Source organism: Paenibacillus xerothermodurans (assembly GCF_002220865.2).
In the GTDB taxonomy this organism is placed as follows: Bacteria; Bacillota; Bacilli; order Paenibacillales; family NBRC-103111; genus Paenibacillus_S; species Paenibacillus_S xerothermodurans.
This window is the reverse complement of the sequence record NZ_NHRJ02000010.1, coordinates 20,154-41,086: the sequence shown is the minus strand read 5'-3', so window position 1 is coordinate 41,086 and position 20,933 is coordinate 20,154. Positions and strand designations below refer to the sequence as shown.

Annotated in this window: 15 protein-coding genes; 13 read left to right on the top strand and 2 right to left on the bottom strand. The window is 54.0% G+C overall.

Annotated features, from left to right (window positions below; translation table 11 throughout):
• Positions 1-24 precede the first annotated feature (24 nt).
• The 7 genes from CBW46_RS15185 (at position 25) to CBW46_RS15155 (ending at position 13,649) form a co-directional block, all read left to right on the top strand.
• A complete protein-coding gene (locus tag CBW46_RS15185) occupies positions 25-1,110 on the top strand; it encodes a substrate-binding domain-containing protein (protein WP_089200846.1) in 1,086 nt (361 codons plus the stop codon).
• A 138-nt stretch (positions 1,111-1,248) separates the two neighbouring features.
• The gene (locus CBW46_RS15180) at positions 1,249-5,940 is read left to right on the top strand and encodes a ThuA domain-containing protein (RefSeq protein ID WP_089200845.1); all 4,692 of its coding nucleotides are present in this window, start codon (positions 1,249-1,251) and stop codon (positions 5,938-5,940) included.
• 150 nt (positions 5,941-6,090) lie between these two features.
• Positions 6,091-7,875 carry an S-layer homology domain-containing protein gene (locus CBW46_RS15175; protein ID WP_089200844.1) on the top strand — a complete coding sequence of 595 codons (1,785 nt, stop codon included), beginning with the start codon at positions 6,091-6,093 and terminating at the stop codon, positions 7,873-7,875.
• A 65-nt stretch (positions 7,876-7,940) separates the two neighbouring features.
• Entirely contained in the window at positions 7,941-8,873 is a 933-nt protein-coding gene (locus CBW46_RS15170) for a multicopper oxidase family protein (RefSeq protein WP_089200843.1), read from the top strand.
• A gap of 19 nt (positions 8,874-8,892) precedes the next feature.
• Positions 8,893-10,800 carry a stalk domain-containing protein gene (locus tag CBW46_RS15165; protein WP_089200842.1) on the top strand — a complete coding sequence of 636 codons (1,908 nt, stop codon included), beginning with the start codon at positions 8,893-8,895 and terminating at the stop codon, positions 10,798-10,800.
• Between the two features lie 17 nt (positions 10,801-10,817).
• The gene (locus tag CBW46_RS15160; protein ID WP_089200841.1) at positions 10,818-11,930 is read left to right on the top strand and encodes a leucine-rich repeat domain-containing protein; all 1,113 of its coding nucleotides are present in this window, start codon (positions 10,818-10,820) and stop codon (positions 11,928-11,930) included.
• Between the two features lie 51 nt (positions 11,931-11,981).
• Entirely contained in the window at positions 11,982-13,649 is a 1,668-nt protein-coding gene (locus CBW46_RS15155) for a chitobiase/beta-hexosaminidase C-terminal domain-containing protein (protein ID WP_089200840.1), read from the top strand.
• 65 nt (positions 13,650-13,714) lie between these two features.
• On the opposite strand, the gene CBW46_RS15150 is transcribed toward CBW46_RS15155, so the two are convergent.
• Entirely contained in the window at positions 13,715-14,677 is a 963-nt protein-coding gene (locus CBW46_RS15150; protein ID WP_089200839.1) for a CobW family GTP-binding protein, read from the bottom strand.
• A 385-nt stretch (positions 14,678-15,062) separates the two neighbouring features.
• Between CBW46_RS15150 and CBW46_RS15145 the strand changes: the two genes are divergently transcribed.
• The 6 genes from CBW46_RS15145 to CBW46_RS15120 are packed head-to-tail and all read left to right on the top strand — an operon-like array spanning position 15,063 to position 20,345.
• The gene (locus CBW46_RS15145) at positions 15,063-15,926 is read left to right on the top strand and encodes a sugar phosphate isomerase/epimerase family protein (protein ID WP_089200838.1); all 864 of its coding nucleotides are present in this window, start codon (positions 15,063-15,065) and stop codon (positions 15,924-15,926) included.
• Entirely contained in the window at positions 15,913-16,731 is an 819-nt protein-coding gene (locus CBW46_RS15140) for a TatD family hydrolase (RefSeq protein WP_089200837.1), read from the top strand. Before CBW46_RS15145 ends, CBW46_RS15140 begins: the two co-directional genes overlap by 14 nt.
• Positions 16,728-17,558 (top strand): sugar phosphate isomerase/epimerase family protein, encoded by an 831-nt coding sequence (locus CBW46_RS15135; RefSeq protein WP_089200836.1) that lies wholly within the window; start codon positions 16,728-16,730, stop codon positions 17,556-17,558. Before CBW46_RS15140 ends, CBW46_RS15135 begins: the two co-directional genes overlap by 4 nt.
• Positions 17,555-18,436: a UbiA-like protein EboC gene (gene eboC / locus CBW46_RS15130; protein ID WP_089200835.1), complete on the top strand. Its 882-nt coding sequence runs from the start codon at positions 17,555-17,557 to the stop codon at positions 18,434-18,436. The genes CBW46_RS15135 and eboC overlap by 4 nt, the downstream gene beginning before the upstream one ends.
• 14 nt (positions 18,437-18,450) lie before the next feature.
• A complete protein-coding gene (locus CBW46_RS15125) occupies positions 18,451-19,797 on the top strand; it encodes an alkaline phosphatase family protein (RefSeq protein WP_207802297.1) in 1,347 nt (448 codons plus the stop codon).
• Complete coding sequence (locus tag CBW46_RS15120) at positions 19,794-20,345, top strand: thioredoxin domain-containing protein (RefSeq protein ID WP_089200834.1); 552 nt, start codon at positions 19,794-19,796, stop codon at positions 20,343-20,345. The genes CBW46_RS15125 and CBW46_RS15120 overlap by 4 nt, the downstream gene beginning before the upstream one ends.
• 212 nt (positions 20,346-20,557) lie before the next feature.
• On the opposite strand, the gene CBW46_RS21385 is transcribed toward CBW46_RS15120, so the two are convergent.
• Positions 20,558-20,734, bottom strand: a complete 177-nt coding sequence (locus tag CBW46_RS21385; protein ID WP_165842332.1) for a hypothetical protein — start codon at positions 20,732-20,734, stop codon at positions 20,558-20,560.
• Positions 20,735-20,933: the final 199 nt, after the last annotated feature.

Sequence of the window (20,933 nt, the reverse complement as noted above, 5' to 3'; positions counted from 1 at the left end):
ATTCGCGTCTAGGGGGATGTGCGCATGTTGAAATCAGTTAAACGACGGGCGGTCACATGTACGGTATTGATGGCTCTGGCCATGATGACAGCAGCTTGCAAGAACACACCGGCGTCGTCGGAGTCCAGTCCGTCGCCGTCAGCCGAACCGGCGAAGCCGGCGCAGCAGGCAGAGGCTGCCGCGCCGGCGGACACCAGCGGGAAGAAGTTCACGCTGGGGATTTCGCTGCCGACGGCCGATCACGGCTGGATGGGCGCCTTGGTGGCCAATGCCAAAGAGGAGGCTGAAAAGCACAAGGCCAGCAACATCGATTACATCTTGTACACGGCGAAAGATCCCGCCAAGCAAACGGCGGATATCGAAGATTTGATTACCAAAGAAGTGGATGCGATCGTGATGCTGCCGATGGAATCTGGCGCGATGACACCGGCCGCAGAGAAGGTGGCGGGCGCGAATATCCCATTAATCGTGGTCGACCGGGCGGTAAATACCGAAAGCTATCGGACATACATAGGCGGGGATAACTACGGAATCGGCTATGGCGACGCCAAGTACCTGGTTGAGTCGCTCACGAAGAAGAAAGGCAAAGCGGAAGGCAAGGTTGTTGAAATATCGGGGGTACCATCCACGGTAACCGATCTGCGAAGCAAAGGATTCCGCGATTACATCAAAAACTTCCCGGGCATTGAGATCGTCGCCTCCCAACCGGGCGATTTCACCCGTGAAAAAGCGTTGAAGGCCACGGAAAACATCCTGCAGGCCAATAAACAAATCGACGCTGTTTATTCCCAGGACGACGATATGACCATCGGTATCGTGCAGGCGATCCGCGACGCGGGACGCCAGGATGATATGTTCATTGTGAGCTCCGGCGGCATGAAGGAAATCTATCAAATGATGAAAGAGAAATCGAAACCGGAAATCGTCGTTTCCCTCACTTACTCGCCAACGATGAGCGGTACGGCGGTGAATCTGGCGACAAAGATTTTGCAAGGCAAGGGTCTGGAAGGCTTCTGGGAAAAGAGCATCCCACACAATATCGTGCTCGAAGCCACACCCGTCACACCGGACAATGTAGACCAATTCTATAAAGCGGACGCAAAGTATTAAAAGGGTCTATGACCCCGCCTTTGCCATCTATAGTGCTCATTGAAAGGGGGGAGGCCAAGAAGAACACCTTGCTTCACTGCACCTACCAAGATTCATCGATGCTCTCACAAAACGGCAGTTAAGAGGAGGAGAAAGGTTTTGAGGCGATGGCACTTCAAAGTTAGTTTCTTTATGGTCTTCGTCATGCTGCTGTCCGCAATGCTCCCCGTGAGTCTTGTAGCCGGCAGCACGACGGCATCCGCGGCAGAAGGAGCGGATGCAAAAAAAGTGCTGATGATTACGAAAACAACAGGCTACCGCCATGCATCGATCGACCAAGGGGCTAAGGTGGCGCTTCCCCAAATGGCAGAGAAGCACGGTTTTGAAGTGGATATCACGGAAGATGCAGCAGACATTAACGCTGCGAATCTTTCGAAATATGACGTTGTGTTTTTCGCCAACACCACCGGCAATTTCAGTCAGTGGGGCTTTACCGAGCAGCAGAAGCAGGACTTGATGAATTTCATCAAATCCGGGAAGGGCTACGTCGGTGCGCATGCCGCTACTGACACGGGCTATGACTGGGCCGAATACGGCCAAATGACCGGCGGCTACTTCAAGAACCATCCGTGGACGCAAACGGTAAAGTTTAACGTGGAAGATGATGATCACCCGGCAACTTCCCATCTTGGCGCTTCCTGGGAAGCTCTGGAGGAAGTGTATTACTTCCAGGAAAACCCACGCAGCAAAGGCAAGCACATCCTGCTAAGCCTGGATATGAACAGCGTGGGCGGCGATCCGACGGAGGACCATCCGAATGCATGGTGCAGCCCGGTTGAAAAAGGCAGAATGTTCTACACGGCACTCGGCCATCATCCGGAGACGTGGCTGAAAGAAGATTTCCAGCAGCACCTGCTCGGCGGCTTGCAGTACGCCTGGGGCGAAGCCACCGACACGCGGTGCGGTGAAAGCTCGGCACAGCCCGGTCTGCAAAAAGTTTCAATCACTAAGTCCATCTCGATGCCGGTTGGAATAGATATTGCCAACGACGGTAAAATTTTCGCGATCAGTTTGACAGGCAAAGTATATGAAGTTTCCCAAGACGGGGACACGAAGGAAATTCTGGAGATCCCGACGACCCTCGAAGGGGAGCATGGACTGATGGGGATTACTCTGGATCCCGATTTTGCCACGAATAACTACATCTATTTGTATTACACGAATCCTACAAAGGTAGGCGACAAGCTGATAAACCATTTGTCCCGCTTCACCTATCAAGACGGCGTGCTGAATCCGGATTCAGAAGAGAAGCTGCTGGATGTATCCTCTGATCCGAGCTGCTGTCATCAGGCCGGTTATATCGATTTCGGTCCGGACGGCAAGCTGTACCTGACAGCTGGAGACAATGGTTTGCCAACGCAGGGACCGCAAATGAAAGCAATGACTACCTCCCAGAACCTGGACGACATGCGCGGAAAGATCCTTCGTCTTAACAAAGACGGCTCCGCACCCGAGGATAACCCGTTCTATACCGGCGACGGCGGCGCAAGAGATTACGTCTATGCGTACGGGTTCCGTAATCCATACCGCATTTCTTTTGAGGAAAAAGGCGGCAAGATGATCATCTACGAAGGTGATGTAGGTCCTGATGGAACTTTCGCCGGCGGCGCTGACGGTGACTTTGATGAACTTAATGCAGTGACCGAGCCGGGCCAAAACTTCGGCTGGCCATACGGGATTGGCGATAAGGCGTACAGCACGAAAACTCACCCGAACGCCACACACGTGAAACAAATTGATGACGAAGTGTTCGCTGAGAAATTCGCAGAAACAAAGAAACCGATCGCCTTCTATCCGTACACTCAAAAGGCGCCATGGGGGGGCGGCGGAAGAACGGCGATGGCCGGCCCAGTGTATAACTACACCGGTCCTAATGCGATCCCTGGACTCGCAGGTAAATTTTTGGCCTATGAATTCACACGCAATTATATTAAAGCCGTTACTACGGACGACAACGGTGAAATCGTGAAAGTGGATGATTTCATGTCCGGCTTGCTTGCGCCGATCGATATGAAACTCGGGCCGGACGGTGCCTTGTACGTTGTTGAATTCGGCAGCTCCTGGAACCCGGATCCGAATGAAAGTATCACTAAGATTTTTTACGGCAAACTGGCAAGAAAACCGGTCGTTAAAGCCGAGGCAAGTGCGACATCCGGCACAACTCCTCTAACGGTCCAATTCGATTCGGCCGGCACGATCGACCCTGATGGCGACCAGCTCACCTATGAGTGGGATTTCGGCGACGGCGGTACATCCTCGGAAGCGAATCCATCGCATACATTTACGACAAATGGCAACTACACGGTAACGCTTACCGTAACCGACAGCACCGGTAAATCCGCCGTGTGGAACACCACAATCATCGTGGGCAACACTGCTCCAACCGTCGATATTGCTTCTCCGCAGAGCGGCCTGTTCTTCACCAATGGCCAAACAGTGACGGCAGCAGCCTATGCCCATGACGCGGAGGATGGCGAGATTGCCTGCGACAGAATCACCTGGTCGGTTCTGCTTCTGCATGACGACCATTTCCATCCAACGGATACGGGAAGCGGGTGTCAGCCGGAATTCACGCTCTTTGACGAGGGTCATGGACCGGAAGCTCGCATTTCCTACCAGATCATCGCAGAAGTAACGGACAATGGCGGAGACAATGCAGCGCCGCTCAAAGCGACCGATTCGATCACCTTCCGCAATAAGCGTGTGCAAGCAGAAGACTTCGATGCCGACGGTGGCAGTAATCCGTCCAATCCTGCCGCGGAAGGCGTACAGATCGAGGATACGCGCGACGTCCATGGCGGTAAAGACGTTGGATTCATTGAAGCCAAAGACTGGATCATGTTCAAGGATATCGATATGAGTTCCATTAATAAGATGTACTTCCGTATGGCGTCTGAATCTGCCGCTCGCATTGTGGAGGTGCGCCTCGACAGTCCTACGGGTGAAAAGGTCGCAGGTGTCACGGCACCCACGACAAAAGGATGGCAGAACTGGAACACGTTGAGCGCAGATGTCGCCGCTGTGGCACCTGAAGTGGCTCCCAAAGCCACACCGAAAGAGGCACCGGCTGCTGTAACACAGGCCGTGTATCGCGGCAGCGTCAAGGACTCCGTATATGGCAGAGAATCGACGCCGCGCAGCGTAACGAAAGCCGTATACAGCGCACCGGAACCAGCACCTGCCGTGACGGACACCGTGTATGCCAACCTCCATGATGTGTATCTCGTCTTCCCGACGGGTGGCAACAACATTAACTGGGTACAGTTTGCATCACCTGGTGACGCCGCTCCTACAGAAGCCGATGTTTGCACCACAGGCTGTGCTCCGGCTACGCCGAAGCCGGATGTGACCGGCGCGTACGACAGAACCGGCTGGAAAGCTTCAGCTAGTGACGAGTCCGCAGGTGACAAGGCAGATAACGGTATCGACGGTGACCAAACGACCCGCTGGTCCACAGGCACCGGATCGCAAGCTGGCATGTGGTATCAGCTGGACATGGGCAAGGTGCAAAAAATAAGCCGCATCGTCGTTGACCATGGTTCGCATTGGCCGCCGGCAGAAGCGGGTGCGCATCCGGACTATTTCCGCGGCTACGATCTGCAAGTGTCCACCGACGGCGAAACCTGGACGACGGTCGCTTCCAAAGACACAAGTTGGAACAAACTTGTCGTTGACGAGTCGTTTCCTGCTGTGGATGCACGTTACGTGAAAATGGTCAACAAAGGCGAAAACGCGTCCTGGTGGCTGTCCATTCATGAAATGTATGCGTTCCCGCCCGCACCGAAATCCGACTGGACCTTTACACACTCGGAAAGAGGCACCGGAGACGACACGAATAATCCGTCCGACGTAAAGCACGTGATCGACGGCAAAATCAATACGCGCTGGGATTCCGGCGGGAACCAACAGCCAGGCCAATGGTTCCAAGTTAACATGGGGTCCGTGAACGGAATTAATGAAGTGATAGTTGATGCTTCCGGACATAATCAAGACTATGCGCGCGGTTACACAATTGAAGTGTCGAAAGACGGCCAGAACTGGAAACAGGTAGCTGCCAACGAAGACAACACGGATGTGAAAATCGTTGCACAGTTCGCCCCCGTTAAGGCTCAGTATGTCAGAATCACCCAAACCGGATCCGCGCAGAACTGGTGGTCTATCGACGAGCTGGATGTGAAGGAGACCGAAGAACCCGTCATGGAACTAGATGCAGCTTTGACGACTGACATCGCAGGCCGGATCCTTGAAGCCGGCGACGAAGTCAAGGTCACGGTTTCCGCTACAGACGCTGAAGACCTGTATGCAGCGAAGCTGCTGTTGAACTACGATTCCACCAAGTTCGAGTATGTGAATGCTGCGATCAACGGCGGGTTCGGCACAGAAGGTGAAACGGCATCTCTCATTCTGAAACCGGATGGCGATAAGCTCTCCATGGCTTTGACAGCGCTAGGTGATGCTGAGGGCCACGACGGTGACGTAGCTTTGGTCGACATTACTTTCAAGGTGATGGCTGACGGCGCGGCAACGCTGATCCGGGGCAGCGAATTCTCTGATGTCAATGGAGTGATAGCTATGCTGAACGAAGATCGCACGGTGTCGATTGCGCTCACCAACCCTGATGTGGACGGCAACGCCGGCCTGCAAATCAGTGACCTTGTTATGGTGGCAAAAGCTTTCGGTAAAACGGTGTTCGATCCGAAGCTCGATATCAACCATGACGGCAAAGTCAACATTGAGGACATTGCATATGTAGCAAGAAAACTGCTTGAAACCCCGACCTCGGGCAATTAACGTATGATCGATGCCAGCCCGGCATTTTGGGCTGGCATCCCTACTCTAGCAATATCGTTTCTTTTACATAACGCAAAACGAGGATCAGCTGAAGAACCCAGATGATCATTCAGCCGACTACCACCACCAAGAAATAATTGGAGGCACAATATGAGGAGCTTATCCCGAAAAATCACCGCTACAATTGGAGCCGCGATGTTGATGTCCGGCGCGGTTTCCAGCTACGGCGTACAATCTGTGTATGCCGCGGCCGCGAACCAAGACGCCCAAGTGAAAATTGGCGTGTCCGGTACGTCCTATAATGTAAAACAAAACATCGCACTGCCGATTCAAGCACTCAATACGTCCGAGCTCATGGGCGTCGAATTCTCCATAAAATATGATCCGCAGGTATTGGACTTCATTAAAGAGGATACCAGCGATTTCTATCCCCCGGACAAGGCCAGCAATATCGTCATTGATGAACAAAATGGCGTATTAAAATATGCGCTGATTAAGAGAGAAATTCCAAGTGATCAAACGATCCCGCAAGCTGGGCTTGTCACCCTTCACTTTGCGGCGCTGCAGCCAGCGGAAGCCACGTCTGTAAAGGTTGGCGATATTATCGCCACAACAGGTTATCAGACCATTCAAATGAATTCGGCAGACGAGGTGCAGTTGAAAATTGCAGAAGCTGGAGAGGCTCCGACCCCGGGTGAGCCGGAGCCCACACCAGGTCCCACCCCAACGCCCGGCGAGCCAGATCCAGGTCCAGGCGACACTGATAACCCTGACAACCCAGGCGATCCGGGCACAGGCGATCCCGGCACAACAGATCCGGGTCAAGGCAACCCGGTAGATCCAGGCAGCGATCCCACCAATCCAGGCGATCCCACCAATCCAGACAAACCACGCAAATCGCGAGGCGGAGGCCGCGTAGTCATTCCAGTGACTCCGGGCACGCCGGTGGCTGAAGAGAGCCAGCCGGATGAGATCTCCAAGCAGATTGAAGCGGCAGTGGGGGCAACGATAGAGCTCGGTTCGCAGGCCAAGGTTATCATTCCGGCAAATGCATTGAAAGCGAATGCGACCGTCACCATTCACCGCCTTGTCGACGCCAGTCGCATCAGCGGGCTGCTGCCGCAGGGCATGGCCGTGAAGATCGGCGGGGACATCTATGAAATCACCACATCCGGCGAGAACAAGTTTAACAAGCCGGTATCGATCATCCTTAGTTTCGACGACGAGAAACTAATCGGCGGCAAAGAGCCGGCAATCTACTACTACCATGAAGGCAGGAAACAATGGATATTCATGGGCGGACAGGTGGATGCAGCCAGCGGGCGAGTTTCAGTTCAAGTGAATCAGTTGAGCACATTCGCGGTTTTCACTGACCCGACCGCCGTACACTTGATCGATATCGACACCCACTGGGCGGCCGAATACATCACACGCCTGGTTGGCATGAAAGTGATTACCGGCTATGAGGATATGACGTTCAAACCGGAAGAGAACGTGACCCGCGCTGAATTCACCGCGATGATGGTCGCCGCACTGGGTCTTCCAGCGGATAAGAGTGGCAAGCTCTCGTTTGCGGATGCGGAGCAGATTCCGGATTGGGCCGCAGGGTATGCGGTGGCGGCTGTGGACGCAGGCATCATCGAAGGCCGGCCAGGCGCTAACGGCAGCGTATACTTTGATGCCGGAGCTCTTATCACGCGCGCTGAAATGGCTGTCATGGTCACGCGGACTTTAACTGCAACCGCATCCGGTTCCACCGCTGCGTTTGCCGATGCCGCGGCCATTCCGGACTGGGCGAAACAGAGCATTGAAACCGCAGTGGAAAAAGAGATCATCAACGGGTTCGAGGACAACACCTTCCGTCCTGAAGCTAAGGCGACCCGCGCACAAGCGGCCACTATGATCTTCAAGCTGCTGCACGAAAACGGAATTTAATCACAGGATTCCTCTTCTTTTCGTGAGGAGGGATTCGCCAACTTTTTGTACGAGGAGAAGAGCCAATGAAGCTAAACTTGGGGAGGCTTGGCGTACTCCTGTTTTCCGCTGTTTTTACCGCCGGATTGCTGTACAGCATGGCACAGACAGCACTCGCGGAAGAAACCCCGGTGAAAAAAATCAACTTATATGCGACAGACGGGTATGTGCCCGCGCCCGACGGTACCGAGTTATACATTTGGGGATACAGTTTGCAAAACAAAAAAGGCACAGCCGTGTATCCCGCGCCTACGATTGAGGTGGAAGAAGGGGACGATGTGGAGGTCACGCTCACTAACCTGGGTGCGGCGAAACAGGGGATTCTTCCAGCAGCTCATACGATTCACTTCCATGGGCTTGACACAGATCAACGGAATGATGGGGTTCCTCACACCCATCCGCCGACCTTTGTGGGCGAAAGTTTTACCTACCAATTCAAGGCCACGCACGCTGGCACCTTTTTCTATCATTGTCATGTCGATACCGTGGAACACCTGCAAATGGGCATGACAGGTCCCTTTATCGTTAAGGCGCAGGGCGGCGGCAAGCAGGCGTGGACGAACGGTCCGTCTTACGACAAGGAGGTCGTGTATCAACTGAACGAAATCGATAAGTCCTGGCATGATGCGGTTGAACAAAAGCAATGGTATGACCGGACCGACTATCGGCCGGATTTCTGGGCGCTGAATGATCAATTTATATCTCAAAATGCAGGCACTTCCATTCGAGCGGAGGCTGGAGAAACGGTGCTGATCCGTCTGATCAACTCCGGTTACGAAAAGCATATGTTCGATCTCAGCGGGCGCACGTTTCAGGTCATTGCCACAGACGGCAGACCTTTGCCGCAGCCATACGAAACGCAGGCGATAACGCTCGCTTCGGCTGAACGCTACGACATTCTGGTGCGGTTTGACCAAACCGGGGATTATCCGGTGCGGTTTGACGCGACAACCGAGTAATGGTGGAGGTGAAGGATGAATGCCACGCGTTGCAACCGTCAGGTGGAGTGTGCTCCTTGCTGCGCTATTATTTACCTTGATCGCCATTGCCACCATGCAGCAAGCGCATGCCGCCTCTGTCAAGAAAGTCCAGCTGTACGCCACGGATGGATACCATACGTTAGCGGGCGGTAAGCAGGTCTACGTGTGGGGGTACAGCTTGACCAACGAACCCGGCAGCGCACGCTTCCCGGGACCAAGGATTACAGCCGAGGAAGGGGATAACGTTGAAGTTACGGTAACCAATATAGGTGCACACAAGCCGGGCGCTGATTTTCAGGTGCACTCCATGCACGTGGACGGTGTAGACCCGGAAGGCCACGCCGGTGCCATTCTTGCGGCCGGACAAAGCGAGACGCGTCAGTTCACGGTGAATCAAGCAGGCTCTTATTTCTATTACTCCTCCGACCCTAACGGGTATGCACGGCAGATGGGGCTGAGTGGTCCGTTTATCGTGACAGCGAAGGATTCGGCCGAGCAGGCATGGACCGGCGGCCCGGCTTACGATAAGGAATACGTCTTCCACTTGAATGAAGTAGATCCGGTATGGCACAAAGCTGCCGAGGACGGCACCGTTCACGATCCGCAGCAGTTCCACCCGCGCTACTGGACGATCAATGGCAAATCTTTTCCCGACCTCGAGAGCGATCCTGAGACGATGATCCATGGAAAAACCGGCGAGAACATCCTGGTTCGCCTCATAAACCCCGGGTTCGATGAGCATCCGATGCATCTGCACGGCCACCATTTTCACGTAGTTGCCGAGAATGGGACACCTTTGCCGGCACCGATCGAAAAAGACACCGTTGATCTCGCGCCGGGGGAGACCAAGGACATCCTGATCAATTTTAAACAGGCTGGGCATTTTCCGTTTCACAGCCATAAAATCCTCGACAATACGAACGATGGCGTGTATCCCGGCGGCCTGCATACGATGACGCATATCGACTGGCAGGACGCAGGCGGCGGCAAAATAGCCATTGAAGCGGGCAGCACTCATGCTGCTGTGAATGGGGAGCACGTGATGCTGCCGGTCGCGCCTTTTCAGCTTAAGGGTGATACGTATATTCCGTTGACGTTCGTCGCTGCCCAGTTCGGCGGGGATTTACGGGAGCGTGGGGCCGACGGAAGCTTAGTCTACCGCAGCCAACATACCGCCTGGGAGCTCTGGTACGTGCAGCAGCATGCCATCTGGAATGGACAGCAAATGCAGCTGCCATCACCAATGCTCGAGATGAAAGGTGAACCGATGATTCCCGCAGGTGTACTGGCGACAGCATTGTGCGCGCAGGTCGAGCAGGATGCCGCGTCGGGCGCGGTTACCATCGAGTATGAAGCGGGACAGGAGTGCCGCAGCTCTGAGCCGGATGTCACCCCGCCTGTGGTGAGCGCGACTCCGCAGGGTGGCACGTACGCCTCCAGCCAACAGGTGACATTATCGATTACAGATAACGATCCGAGTGCAGCAATCTATTACACGCTGGATGAATCTGCACCTACTAACGGCTCCGCCGTGTACACCGCTCCGATATCCATATCCGCGGCGGCCACGTTGAAATTCATCGGGATCGATTCGGCGGGGAACGCCAGTGACGTCCAGACGGAAGTGTACACCATTGAACCATCTGTCGAAGTCATGGTAGACGCGCTCGATGCTGTCTTCTCACCCGCAGAAGTTACAATCAAACCAGGCACTACGGTCACTTGGGTATTGAAGAGCAGTATGCTGCATTCGGTGACGTCGTACGACGGGCTGTTTGACGAGCAGCTGAGTCCGGACGGACAAAAGAGTTTCAGCTACACGTTCAACGAACCTGGAACGTTCGGTTACGTCTGTGTGGTCCATCCATTCAGCATGACGGGCACGGTGATTGTGGAGGACGAATAGGAAGGAGGAATCGCCTCTTGGGAAAATGGAAGGTTCTGTGCTGTGCCGCGGTGGTTAGCCTCTTGTTGGGCTGCTTACACGCTGCAGCGGCAGCGAGCGAGGGTGGCGTGGAGTTCCCGGACGTGAACTTGGAAGGCGCAGTCCGGGAGGCGCTGCAGAAGCCTACAGGAGCGATTACACAAGAAGAAATCGCCCGATTAACAGAGCTCAATGCCTCCGGCCGGGCGATCCGGGATCTGACGGGCATCGAACATGCGACCGGACTGAAATCTCTGAATTTATCGGATAACGAAATCGGTGACGTCTCCCAGCTCGGCGCTCTCGCCGAGCTGGAGACCCTCATTTTGAACGGAAATGGCCTGTCTGATGTCGACGGCATCGGTGGTTTGCCCTCATTAACATCTCTCTGGCTGACCAACAACCAAATCTCTGACTTGCGTCAGCTGAGTTCGCTTGGGCGGCTGCAGCATTTGTACGCGGCACACAATCGGGTGAACAGTTTGGCAGGATTGGAAGAGCTGCAGCAGCTGACCGACTTGAATTTGGCGGGCAATGACATCCAGGATGTCTCCCCGATCCGTGCACTATCGCAGCTGCAGACATTAAATTTAGGCGACAACGAAATCAGCGCTATTGGCGGCATGGAGGAGCTCGTGCAGTTGGAATGGCTGTCCTTGGCGAACAATCCTGTGACGAATATCACGCCGCTCGGCGGATTATCGAACCTGGTCTATCTCAATCAGCGCGGCTATGCCGTGTCTGCTGATTCCAGGCAGGTTATGGAGGCACTCGCAGAAAAGGGTGGGGTGGTCGAATATGTTTTGTTGATACCAGAGGGAGCTTATATCTACGATATTAATCTCGACGGAATTGCAGATGCCAACGATATGAACGATGCGATCAACTTTTATCTCAATTTGCACGACATGAAGACCCATCATCCCGAACTGAAGATAGCCGGAAATGAGATCGACCCGGCTGCCCTTGTCGGCTCTACCGCATTTGTATATGATGTGAACCGCGACGGTACCGCCGATGTCAATGATGTGAATGCTGCAATCAATCACTATCTGAATCTTGACGACATGAAAAACAAGCATCCGGAGTTCAGAGTCGTTCTACCAGAGTAGCTTGCCGCCCCCACTCGACGAGGCAATCTAAAGAGGAAGGAAAATGATGGTATGAACCTGTTAAGCAAGGCAGGGCTATGGGCACTTCTTCTACTCTTAATGTGTTCCGGCGTCGCGTCGGCCGCCGCCAGCACGGTAACGGACGACAACGGCAGAGTGATCATCACCGGCAGTAGTGACGGCACGAAGGTCACCCTGTCATTGGAGTACGCGGACCTGACCGCGGACTTCACCGGATTCAATCTCGAGCTTGAAGTTCCTGCGCCTCTTGATGCGTTAAGCGGGAAGTTCGAGTCGGGGAATCCTGCGATTCAACTCAGTGCGGCGGACAACTACGACACGACCGTCGGGTTATACAAATTAATTATCCTGAATCCGGCACTATCTGCCAGTCCTCAGGGCAGGAGCGGCAAGATAGGCGACGTGACGTTCCGTTTTAAGGTCGAACAGAGTGCACAGGAATTGGCATTTTTAGTTAAAACGGTTCGCGTGTACGGCGGGGGAGAGCAGCTTATTCACAAGCGAAATGAACGGTACGCTCTGCCGCAGCCGGATACGACAAAACCGATCGTCGCGGCGCAGCCAGCCGGCGGCACATATGGTGAGACACAAACGGTCACGCTTACGCTTGACGACAATGACCCGGCGGCTGAAATACATTATACTTTGGACGGTGAGACTCCTACCGCGTCATCGTTGCTGTATACCTCACCGCTCACGATCGATCGAAGCACCACTTTGCAGTTTATAGGCATCGATACGGCCGGTAACCAAAGTGATGTCGCAGCCGAGCTCTATGACATTGACATGACCGGCCCTACCGTCACGGAAGCAAAGTTACAGGATGAGAAGACGTTAACGGTGGCTTTTGATGAGGCGGTTGATGCGGTGATAACGGATGTTACCAGCGGCCACTTCCAACTCCATACGGGAGATAGCAGCCAAACTGCGGTGGAGATCGAATCGGTGACACTGAATGCGGATAAGAGTGTCGCTACGCTCACAATGGCCGCTGCACTGGAAAAGCATGTGCATTATAAGCTCACGGTGCAAGGCGTGCGGGACCTGCTCGGTAATGCGATGGCAGACACCTACGCCACCACTCTGACGATGAAGGATACGCCTCCGGTTAATCAGGCGGCACTGTTCTTGGAACAAAGTGCGGATATCATTGAACCTGGAGATGAATTTAAAGTCATCATCAAAGCAGATGCCAACGATGTGTATGGCTTCGACATCTCCTTAACGTATGATCCTGCGTTCGCCCAGCTTATCGATGCCCCCATAGTTCATTCGGATTTTGGCGCCGAAGGCACCGCGTCGCTCCTCTTTAACGATGACAAGGCCGGAACATTGCGAATCATCGGCACTCGGTTGGGAGCGGAATCCGGTGTGAGTGGCCGTGTCGGCTTAGTCGAGTTGAATTTCAAAGCCCAGGATAAGGACGGTATGTCCGGATTTGTCATAACTACCGATTCCCAGCTGGCGGACTCACGTCCGATCGTCCAAAGCCTCCCGACGGCTGTATCAGGCGGCATCGCCATAGCGGATCCGGATGTCGGTGGCGGTGGGCTCGCGGTAAATGATCTTGTGCTCGTTGCCCGCGCATTCGGCAAAAGTGCCGGAGACAGCGGCTACCTGGAGAGCGTGGACATGAATAAGGACGGAAAGATCAACATCATCGACATTGCTTATGTTGCTTATAAACTGTTGAAGTGAAATAAGCAAAACAACCGGACCGCTTCAGCGGATCCGGTCGTTGTGCTTTTTGAGACTCTGCCAACCTACCTACCGATTCCCGCTGTCTCGTCACTGGCCTGCAACAATCGGAGCTCGGATTTTCGCACCGCCGGATTCAGCCCGACACCGATAAAAACCAGCACAGGGGTATACGGTACATCTACGAGGAATCGGGTAAATATGGACTGCTCATACGAGTGTTGGAATAGAAACAGTCCGTCTTCTCCAGCCAGCCGGACAAATCCCTTCGCCCGGTAGAGCTGGCCGGGCAGGCTGCCGAGCCACCCCTCAAACGCTTGCCGGATGAGAGGGCCGCTCGGATAAAAAGCAAACGAATTCAGATGCAGGTGCTTGTGAAGATGAAGCGGTTCGGCTGCCACCGGGGCATGTGCCACTCGTTCCGCAGAACTAATGGCTGATGCAGCTGCACCGGCGCGGGTTGATGCGATGATCTGTGCGCTCGGATTGATGCTTTGGAGATGTGCCAATACGATCGGCACGCGATCCGGATCAGCTAAGGCATCCGTTTTAGTCAGCACAATGACGTCCGCATGTGTGGCTTGAGCCAACAGCAAGCCGCTCAATTCCGGCGGAAGCCGCTCCATATCGTCCCACTGCTTGGCGTCTACTACGGTGATCACTGCACGGACTTCGATGCTGCCGGATATGGTCGGATCGGTGCAGGCGTCGAGGATATCGAAGGGCTGCGCGGCACCTGTCGCCTCGATGTAAATGGCGTCCAGGCGGTGTTCCTGCAGCAGCTGCTCAATCTGGGCGCTGAGATCTCCTTGCAGGCTGCAGCAAATGCAGCCGTCAGTCAAGTCCTTGCGCGGCAGCTCCTTGGGAATGAAGGAGGAATCGATGCTCACCTCCCCCAGTTCATTCATAATAACAGCGATGTTTCGCCCAACTTCCAATTCGTGCTGCATAAGCCGCGTGAGCAGGGTGCTTTTGCCCGCTCCTAAAAAACCGGTTAGAATGAAAACCTCCGTCGAATGCTCCGGCATGAAATCCACTCTCCTGTGGTCCGCATAGGGGTATTTTGTTTGCGCTTCCAGCTTGCAAAACCGACGAGTGTGCTGCCTCCAACATGCAGGCACCGACACCCTGATACATAATGTATATATACCACATAAAACTCAATAAACTCAATGAAATTCGCTTGTCAGTCCCGGATTGACCATGATACACTATGTACCATAACCGACTTTGTCATTCGGTTAAATTAAGTGCTAAAGCACTACGAGAAAGGAGAATGGCGCACACGCACTTGACAGCAACAGCAAGCGTTCCGCGAGCTAGGTAAAGAACGATCGGGCATGATTTCATCGCGTCACATACGGGCCGATTTCACCCGTGAAACCTACTTTCGTCTGAAGAAGGGGGAAGTCCATGAAATTAGCGTACAGCACCAATGGTTTTACGCAAAGGCCACTGATTCAGGCAATCGAAGAGATCGCTCAGCTCGGTTACCCGGCTGTAGAGATTCTGGCAGATGCGCCGCACGCTTTTCCGCCAAGCAAGGACGCTCCATGGGTTCCGGATGTGATCAAGGTGTTAGACCGGCTAGGCATGGAAGTTTCGAATATCAACGGAAATACCGCCATAGGATTCTTCCGAGAACATACAGGACAGATTAGCTTCGAGCCATCGCTATGCAACGCGAGCCAAGAAGTCAGAGCCAGGCGGCTCGCCTACACGAAAGGCTGCATTGATTTCGCACACACGATCGGGGCAAGCAATATCAGTATAACCAGCGGCATGTGTTTGCCAGGTAATCCCCCGCCAAGCGCTTGGGGGCATTTCTTAGCGGCACTCACGGAAATCATGGACTATGCAGAGAAGAAATCCATTAATGTGGGAATTGAATGCGAACCGGGCCTGTTAGTGGAAAACGGTGATGAGCTGCTGGAGATTATCAGAGCGGTTGGGTCCACCCGGTTAGGGGCGAACTTGGATCTCGGACACGCTGAAGTCGGCCGCGAAGATATCGATGCCCTGCTCAGAAAACTGGGTCCGCGAATCTGGAATATCCATTTGGAGGACATTCGGGACCGCAAACACTACCACCTTATTCCTGGAGAAGGCACGATGAATTTCGCGGAGATCATGGATACGCTGCAGGATATCGGCTATGAAAGGTTCATCACGATAGAATTATATACATATGCGCACAATGATGTAAACGCTGCCAAAAGGTCATTTGCGTATTTACAGCCTATGCTCAAGGAGGTTATGCAAAGTGAAATTTTTTGAACCGCATATCCATGTTTATTCCCGCACGACAGATGATTACGAGAGAATGAGTACCGCTGGCATTCGCACGATCGTGGAACCTTCATTTTGGCTGGGAAGCACTCGCAGATATGCGGAAACCTTCTTCGATTATTTCAATCACATCCTCACCTTCGAGCCTGAGCGGGCAAGCAATTACGGGATCGACCACTACAGCTGTGTGTCGATGAACCCTAAGGAAGCGAATAATCTGGTTCTAGCTCACCAAGTGATTGACGGAATGCCGGAGTACCTGCAGCATGAGCGGTGTCTTGCAATTGGTGAAGTGGGCTTTGATCTCATTACCGAAGCAGAAGAGGAAGTTATGAGGCGGCAGCTGCATCTGGCCAAGGACATGAATATGCTCGTGATGGTTCATACTCCGCATAAAAATAAACGTGCCGGGACAGAGCGCACAATTCAGGTGCTGCACGAAGTCGGGATCGATCCAGCGCAGGTCATCCTTGATCATAACAACCACGATACCATAGATTTGGCGGTAGAGTACGGAGGGTGGAGCGGGATGACGATTTACCCGACGAAAGTGTCCGTTGAAGGCGCATTAGATATTTTTAGCAAATACGGCATCGAACGCATGCTCATCAACACGGCTGCCGACTGGGGGCCTTCGGATCCGCTTAACGTGTCCAAGACCGCCCGGGAGATGAGACGCGTCGGATATTCGGATGAGCAGGTGGAGCGTCTTGTATGGGACAATCCGGTTCAGTTTTACAGTCAGTCGGGCAAATTGAAGCTGCAGAACAAAGGGGAGGAGATTGCTATATGAAACTGGGATTCAGCAGCAACGCATTCAAAAAATTCTCCATTGAAGACACGATACACGTGTTAAGTGAGATCGGCTACGACGGCATTGAAATTCTGCTGGATGTTCCGCATGCGTTTCCGCCTCAGACATCGGATGACAAGGTCGCGGATATCATCGCCAAGCTCCAGGAACGCAATATGAGCATCTCCAACCTGAACGCTTTCATGCTATACGGAATCAAAGACTGCTGGCACCCGTCTTTTGTCGAGGCGAGTGAGGCCGAGCGCCGCCAACGCATTGACCATACGCACAACTGCATCGATCTTGCTGTCAAGCTCGGGGCGAAGACCTTATCCACCGAGCCGGGCGGCCCGCTGCTCGGTGTGGAGCGCGAATGGGCACACCGCGTGTTTATTCAAGCCATGGAAGAGCTTGCCGATCACGCGGAGAAAGCCGGAGTCACAATATTGGTCGAACCCGAACCGGATCTTCTGATTGAAACATCGGAGCAGTTCCTGGCTTTCAAACAGGCGGTGCCGTCAGAGGCCATCGGTTTAAATTTTGACATCGGACACTTTTTCTGCGTGAATGAGGATCCCACGGCGCTCGTTGACAAACTTCTGCCTTACACCAAACACTACCACTTAGAGGACATTGCAGCGGATCGTGTGCATTGCCACCTGATTCCGGGACAAGGCGCTATCGACATTCCCGCCGTGTTGAAAACCATAAAGGCCACAGGCTATACCGGATTTATCACCGTTGAACTCTATCCGTACGAGGATAAAGCGATAGAAGCGGCTAACGACGCGTATACGTACGTCAAGCAAATCATCGACACCCTATGAGCCAAGTGCGGCCCTATCTGCAGCTGATTCGCGTGCCGAATTTATTTACCGCCATGGCGGATATTATGGCCGGAGCATGGGTGGCAGCCGGTTTGGCCGGTAGTTCGCCCTTTTCTTCGCAGCTCATCGCATTGATTGTCTCCAGCACATGTCTCTATGCGATGGGCGTCGTGCTGAACGACTACTTTGACCGACATCTCGACAAGATGGAACGGCCGGAACGGCCGATTCCGTCGGGGCGGATATCCCCGGCGGCCGCGCTGGGTCTGGGGATCGCGCTTGGTACTGCCGGAGTAGTGGCCGCAGCTGTCGTAGGTATGACCAGTCTGGCTCTCGCTGTGCTGACCGTCGCTTGCATCTTACTGTACGACCGGTATGCCAAACACCATCCGGTGTACGGCCCGATTACGATGGGCATTTGCCGCGGTCTGAATCTGCTGCTGGGCATGAGCTTGGTGCCGGAACAGCTGTTAGCATACTGGTGGCTGTCCGTATTCGGCGTGCTGTATATCAGTGCGGTGACGCTCATGGCGCGCGGGGAAGTTGGGCCGGGGAGCTATCCTATTCGAGTGCGGTTTGTCGCTGCCGTGATCGCCTTATGTTCCATTGGGGTGCTCCTTATTTCGACATCCGCGTATCAGGCGGTGACGCTGCTGGCGGTCGTTATTTTCCTGATCTGGACGTTTTCCGGCGTTGGACCTGCGCTCAAAGAGTCCACAGCCCCAAACATCCGTGGTGCGGTCGGTAAATGTATCGTCGCACTGCCGTTATTGGATGCTGCGATTGCCGCACCATTCGGGGGATGGCTCGCGTTCGCGTCCGTGGTTATATTCCTGGTGTGCAGTTTTTCGCTCGCGAAACTATTTGCCGTCACTTAGAGGAGGGAGAAAGCATGAGTCCAAAGCATATTGTGGTGCTAGACGTTATTAGCTTAACGCAGCAGATGCTTGATGAACCGGAGCTGACGCCGAACATCCGGAAGCTGCTGGAGGGGGCACGGCAGTGCAGCATTCGTCCTGTTTTCCCAGCCGTCACAGGCACGGCGCAGGCCACCTACATAACTGGAGAAGCGCCAAGCGGACATGGAATTATTTGCAATGGGTTAATGGATCGGAATTATAAAGAAGTGACCATGTGGAACCAGACGATGGTGCCCGTGCAGGGTGCAAAGCTATGGGAAAAGCTGAAAAAGGAAGACCCGGAAGCCAAGACGGCCGTTCTTTTTTGGCAGTTCAGCAAGCTGACCACCGCCGACTACGTCGTGACACCGGCACCTATCCATTTGGAAGATAAAATGATCCTGTGGTGCGATTCCAAGCCGCGCGACTTGTATCCAAATTTGGCGGAGAAATATGGGGAATTCGATTTAAAAACGTTCTGGGGACCGCTCGCGTCAGTGAAGTCGAGCGAATGGATCGCACAGGCTGCGCTTGATGTCCTCGACGAATATCGTCCCCGGCTAAGTCTCGTCTACTTGCCGAATCTGGATTATCACGCCCAGAGGTTTGGCCCTGACAGCGAACAGGTTCGACAAGCGGTAAAGGAGCTGGACTCCGTGATAGGCGGGTTCGTCGAGGAACTGGAGCGCCGTGGGCTGAGAGACGAAACACGCATTGTACTGTTGTCGGAGTACAGCTTTAAGCCGGTAAACCGGCCTGTCTACATTAACCGCCTGCTCAACGAGAATGGCTACGTTGCCGTAAACCGTGTGCAGGAGATGGATTTTGCCGACATCGAGAAGTCCGCAGCTTTCGCGTTGGCCGACCACCAGATCGCACACGTGTATGTTCCGAATCCAGCGGATATCTCCGCCGTGAAAGAGCTGTTGCTCGATACGCCGGGCATTGCGGAAGTCTGGGGCGAGCAGGAAAAACGGGAAAACCGGATCGATCACCCCGGCGCGGGAGAATTGATTGCCATCGCCGAACCGGACAGCTGGTTTGTTTACTATTGGTGGCTCGACAATGAGCGAGCGCCGGATTTCGCCCACACCGTCGACATCCACCGCAAGCCCGGCTATGATCCGGTCGAACTCTTCGTCGATATGAAGACCTATAAGATTCCGCTGGAACCGGACCGTATTCGAGGCTCGCATGGGCTGCCGGCGCGGGGGGCGGGCGACCTGGTATCCATGATCGTGACAGGGCGGGATATCGACCTCCCGGAGCAAATGGATGCGACCGATGTGCACGAGTTTCTGCTCAATCTCGCCATACAGGCCAAAGGAGTCACGGTGTGACCATTCGCCGCCCGACTTACTGGCTGGTGACAGGAGCAGTTCTGCTGTGCCTCGCATTCTGGGCCGGTCGCGAGTGGCTGCACGCAGATATCATAGCGGCGAACGCCCCGGCTGATGGGCCGAATGAGATCACGGGCGACAGCGGCGACGCCATCCGGAAGCTCAAGGCCATTATGGACGCTGATGACCAAACCTTTATTTATTTTTATGAGACCGATTGTGAACTTTGCGAAAAGCTCGAGCCGATGATTTATGCCACTGCGGAGCAAAGCGAGGTTCAGCTGTATCGTTTCAACCTCACGAAGTATGAGGACGCCATGCAGCTGAAGAACCACAAGGGCATGCCGCTTGTCGATTTTTATAAGGATCTTCCTGCTGTCGGCTACTACAATAAAGGATGGTTGATCGCGTGGGCGGAGGGTGAACAGTCCCAGCAAACGTATCACGACTTTTACGAGCATTTCCGGTTCGGTGATGACGACCAGGAGCATCAGCATGACCATGAACATGAGCATGAGCATGAACACGACCACGGCGAACACAACTAACGGGCATGCCCGTGGCTGGTGTGCATGAGTCTGGAATTGAGCGGCGGAGGAGCGCGATAAGCGAGACAATGATTAGCAGGACAATGATAAGCCCCGGTAACGAGCGGGCTTTCCTGCAAGCTGAAGCACCCAGACGGGTGCTTTTTTTTGTTTGCTGCGTGCTGTGTGATGCTAAACCAACTCCCAACATCGTGCCAGGAAGTACGAGGATCTCATTCTGCCCGGTTAGGGACTTCTGTTCTGGTAAACTCCTCGGCATCGGTTAAACCGTCGATTTTTACCGGGCCGCTGAGCCGGCTTTCTGCGTTCTCGTTCGGCGGGTAATCGGGATTTGCACGGGCCGTTTGAGCCGCCCGATCCCTGTCTTCCGGTTGAGTTGGTATTTCCATTGCTGCTGCCTCCCCGTAGGTTTATTTGGGCGCACCCATAGTGGTAGGTTCTCCCACCTGCAACAATCCATGCACAGTACCCGCTTTTTGGGCGGGCCTGCTGCCGCTGATTCCGCAAGACGGAGCAATCACCGTGAGTCCAGCGCGCTATGTGTCACACGCCAGGGGTTTCGCCACAGGCATTGTGGAAAAATTTGAA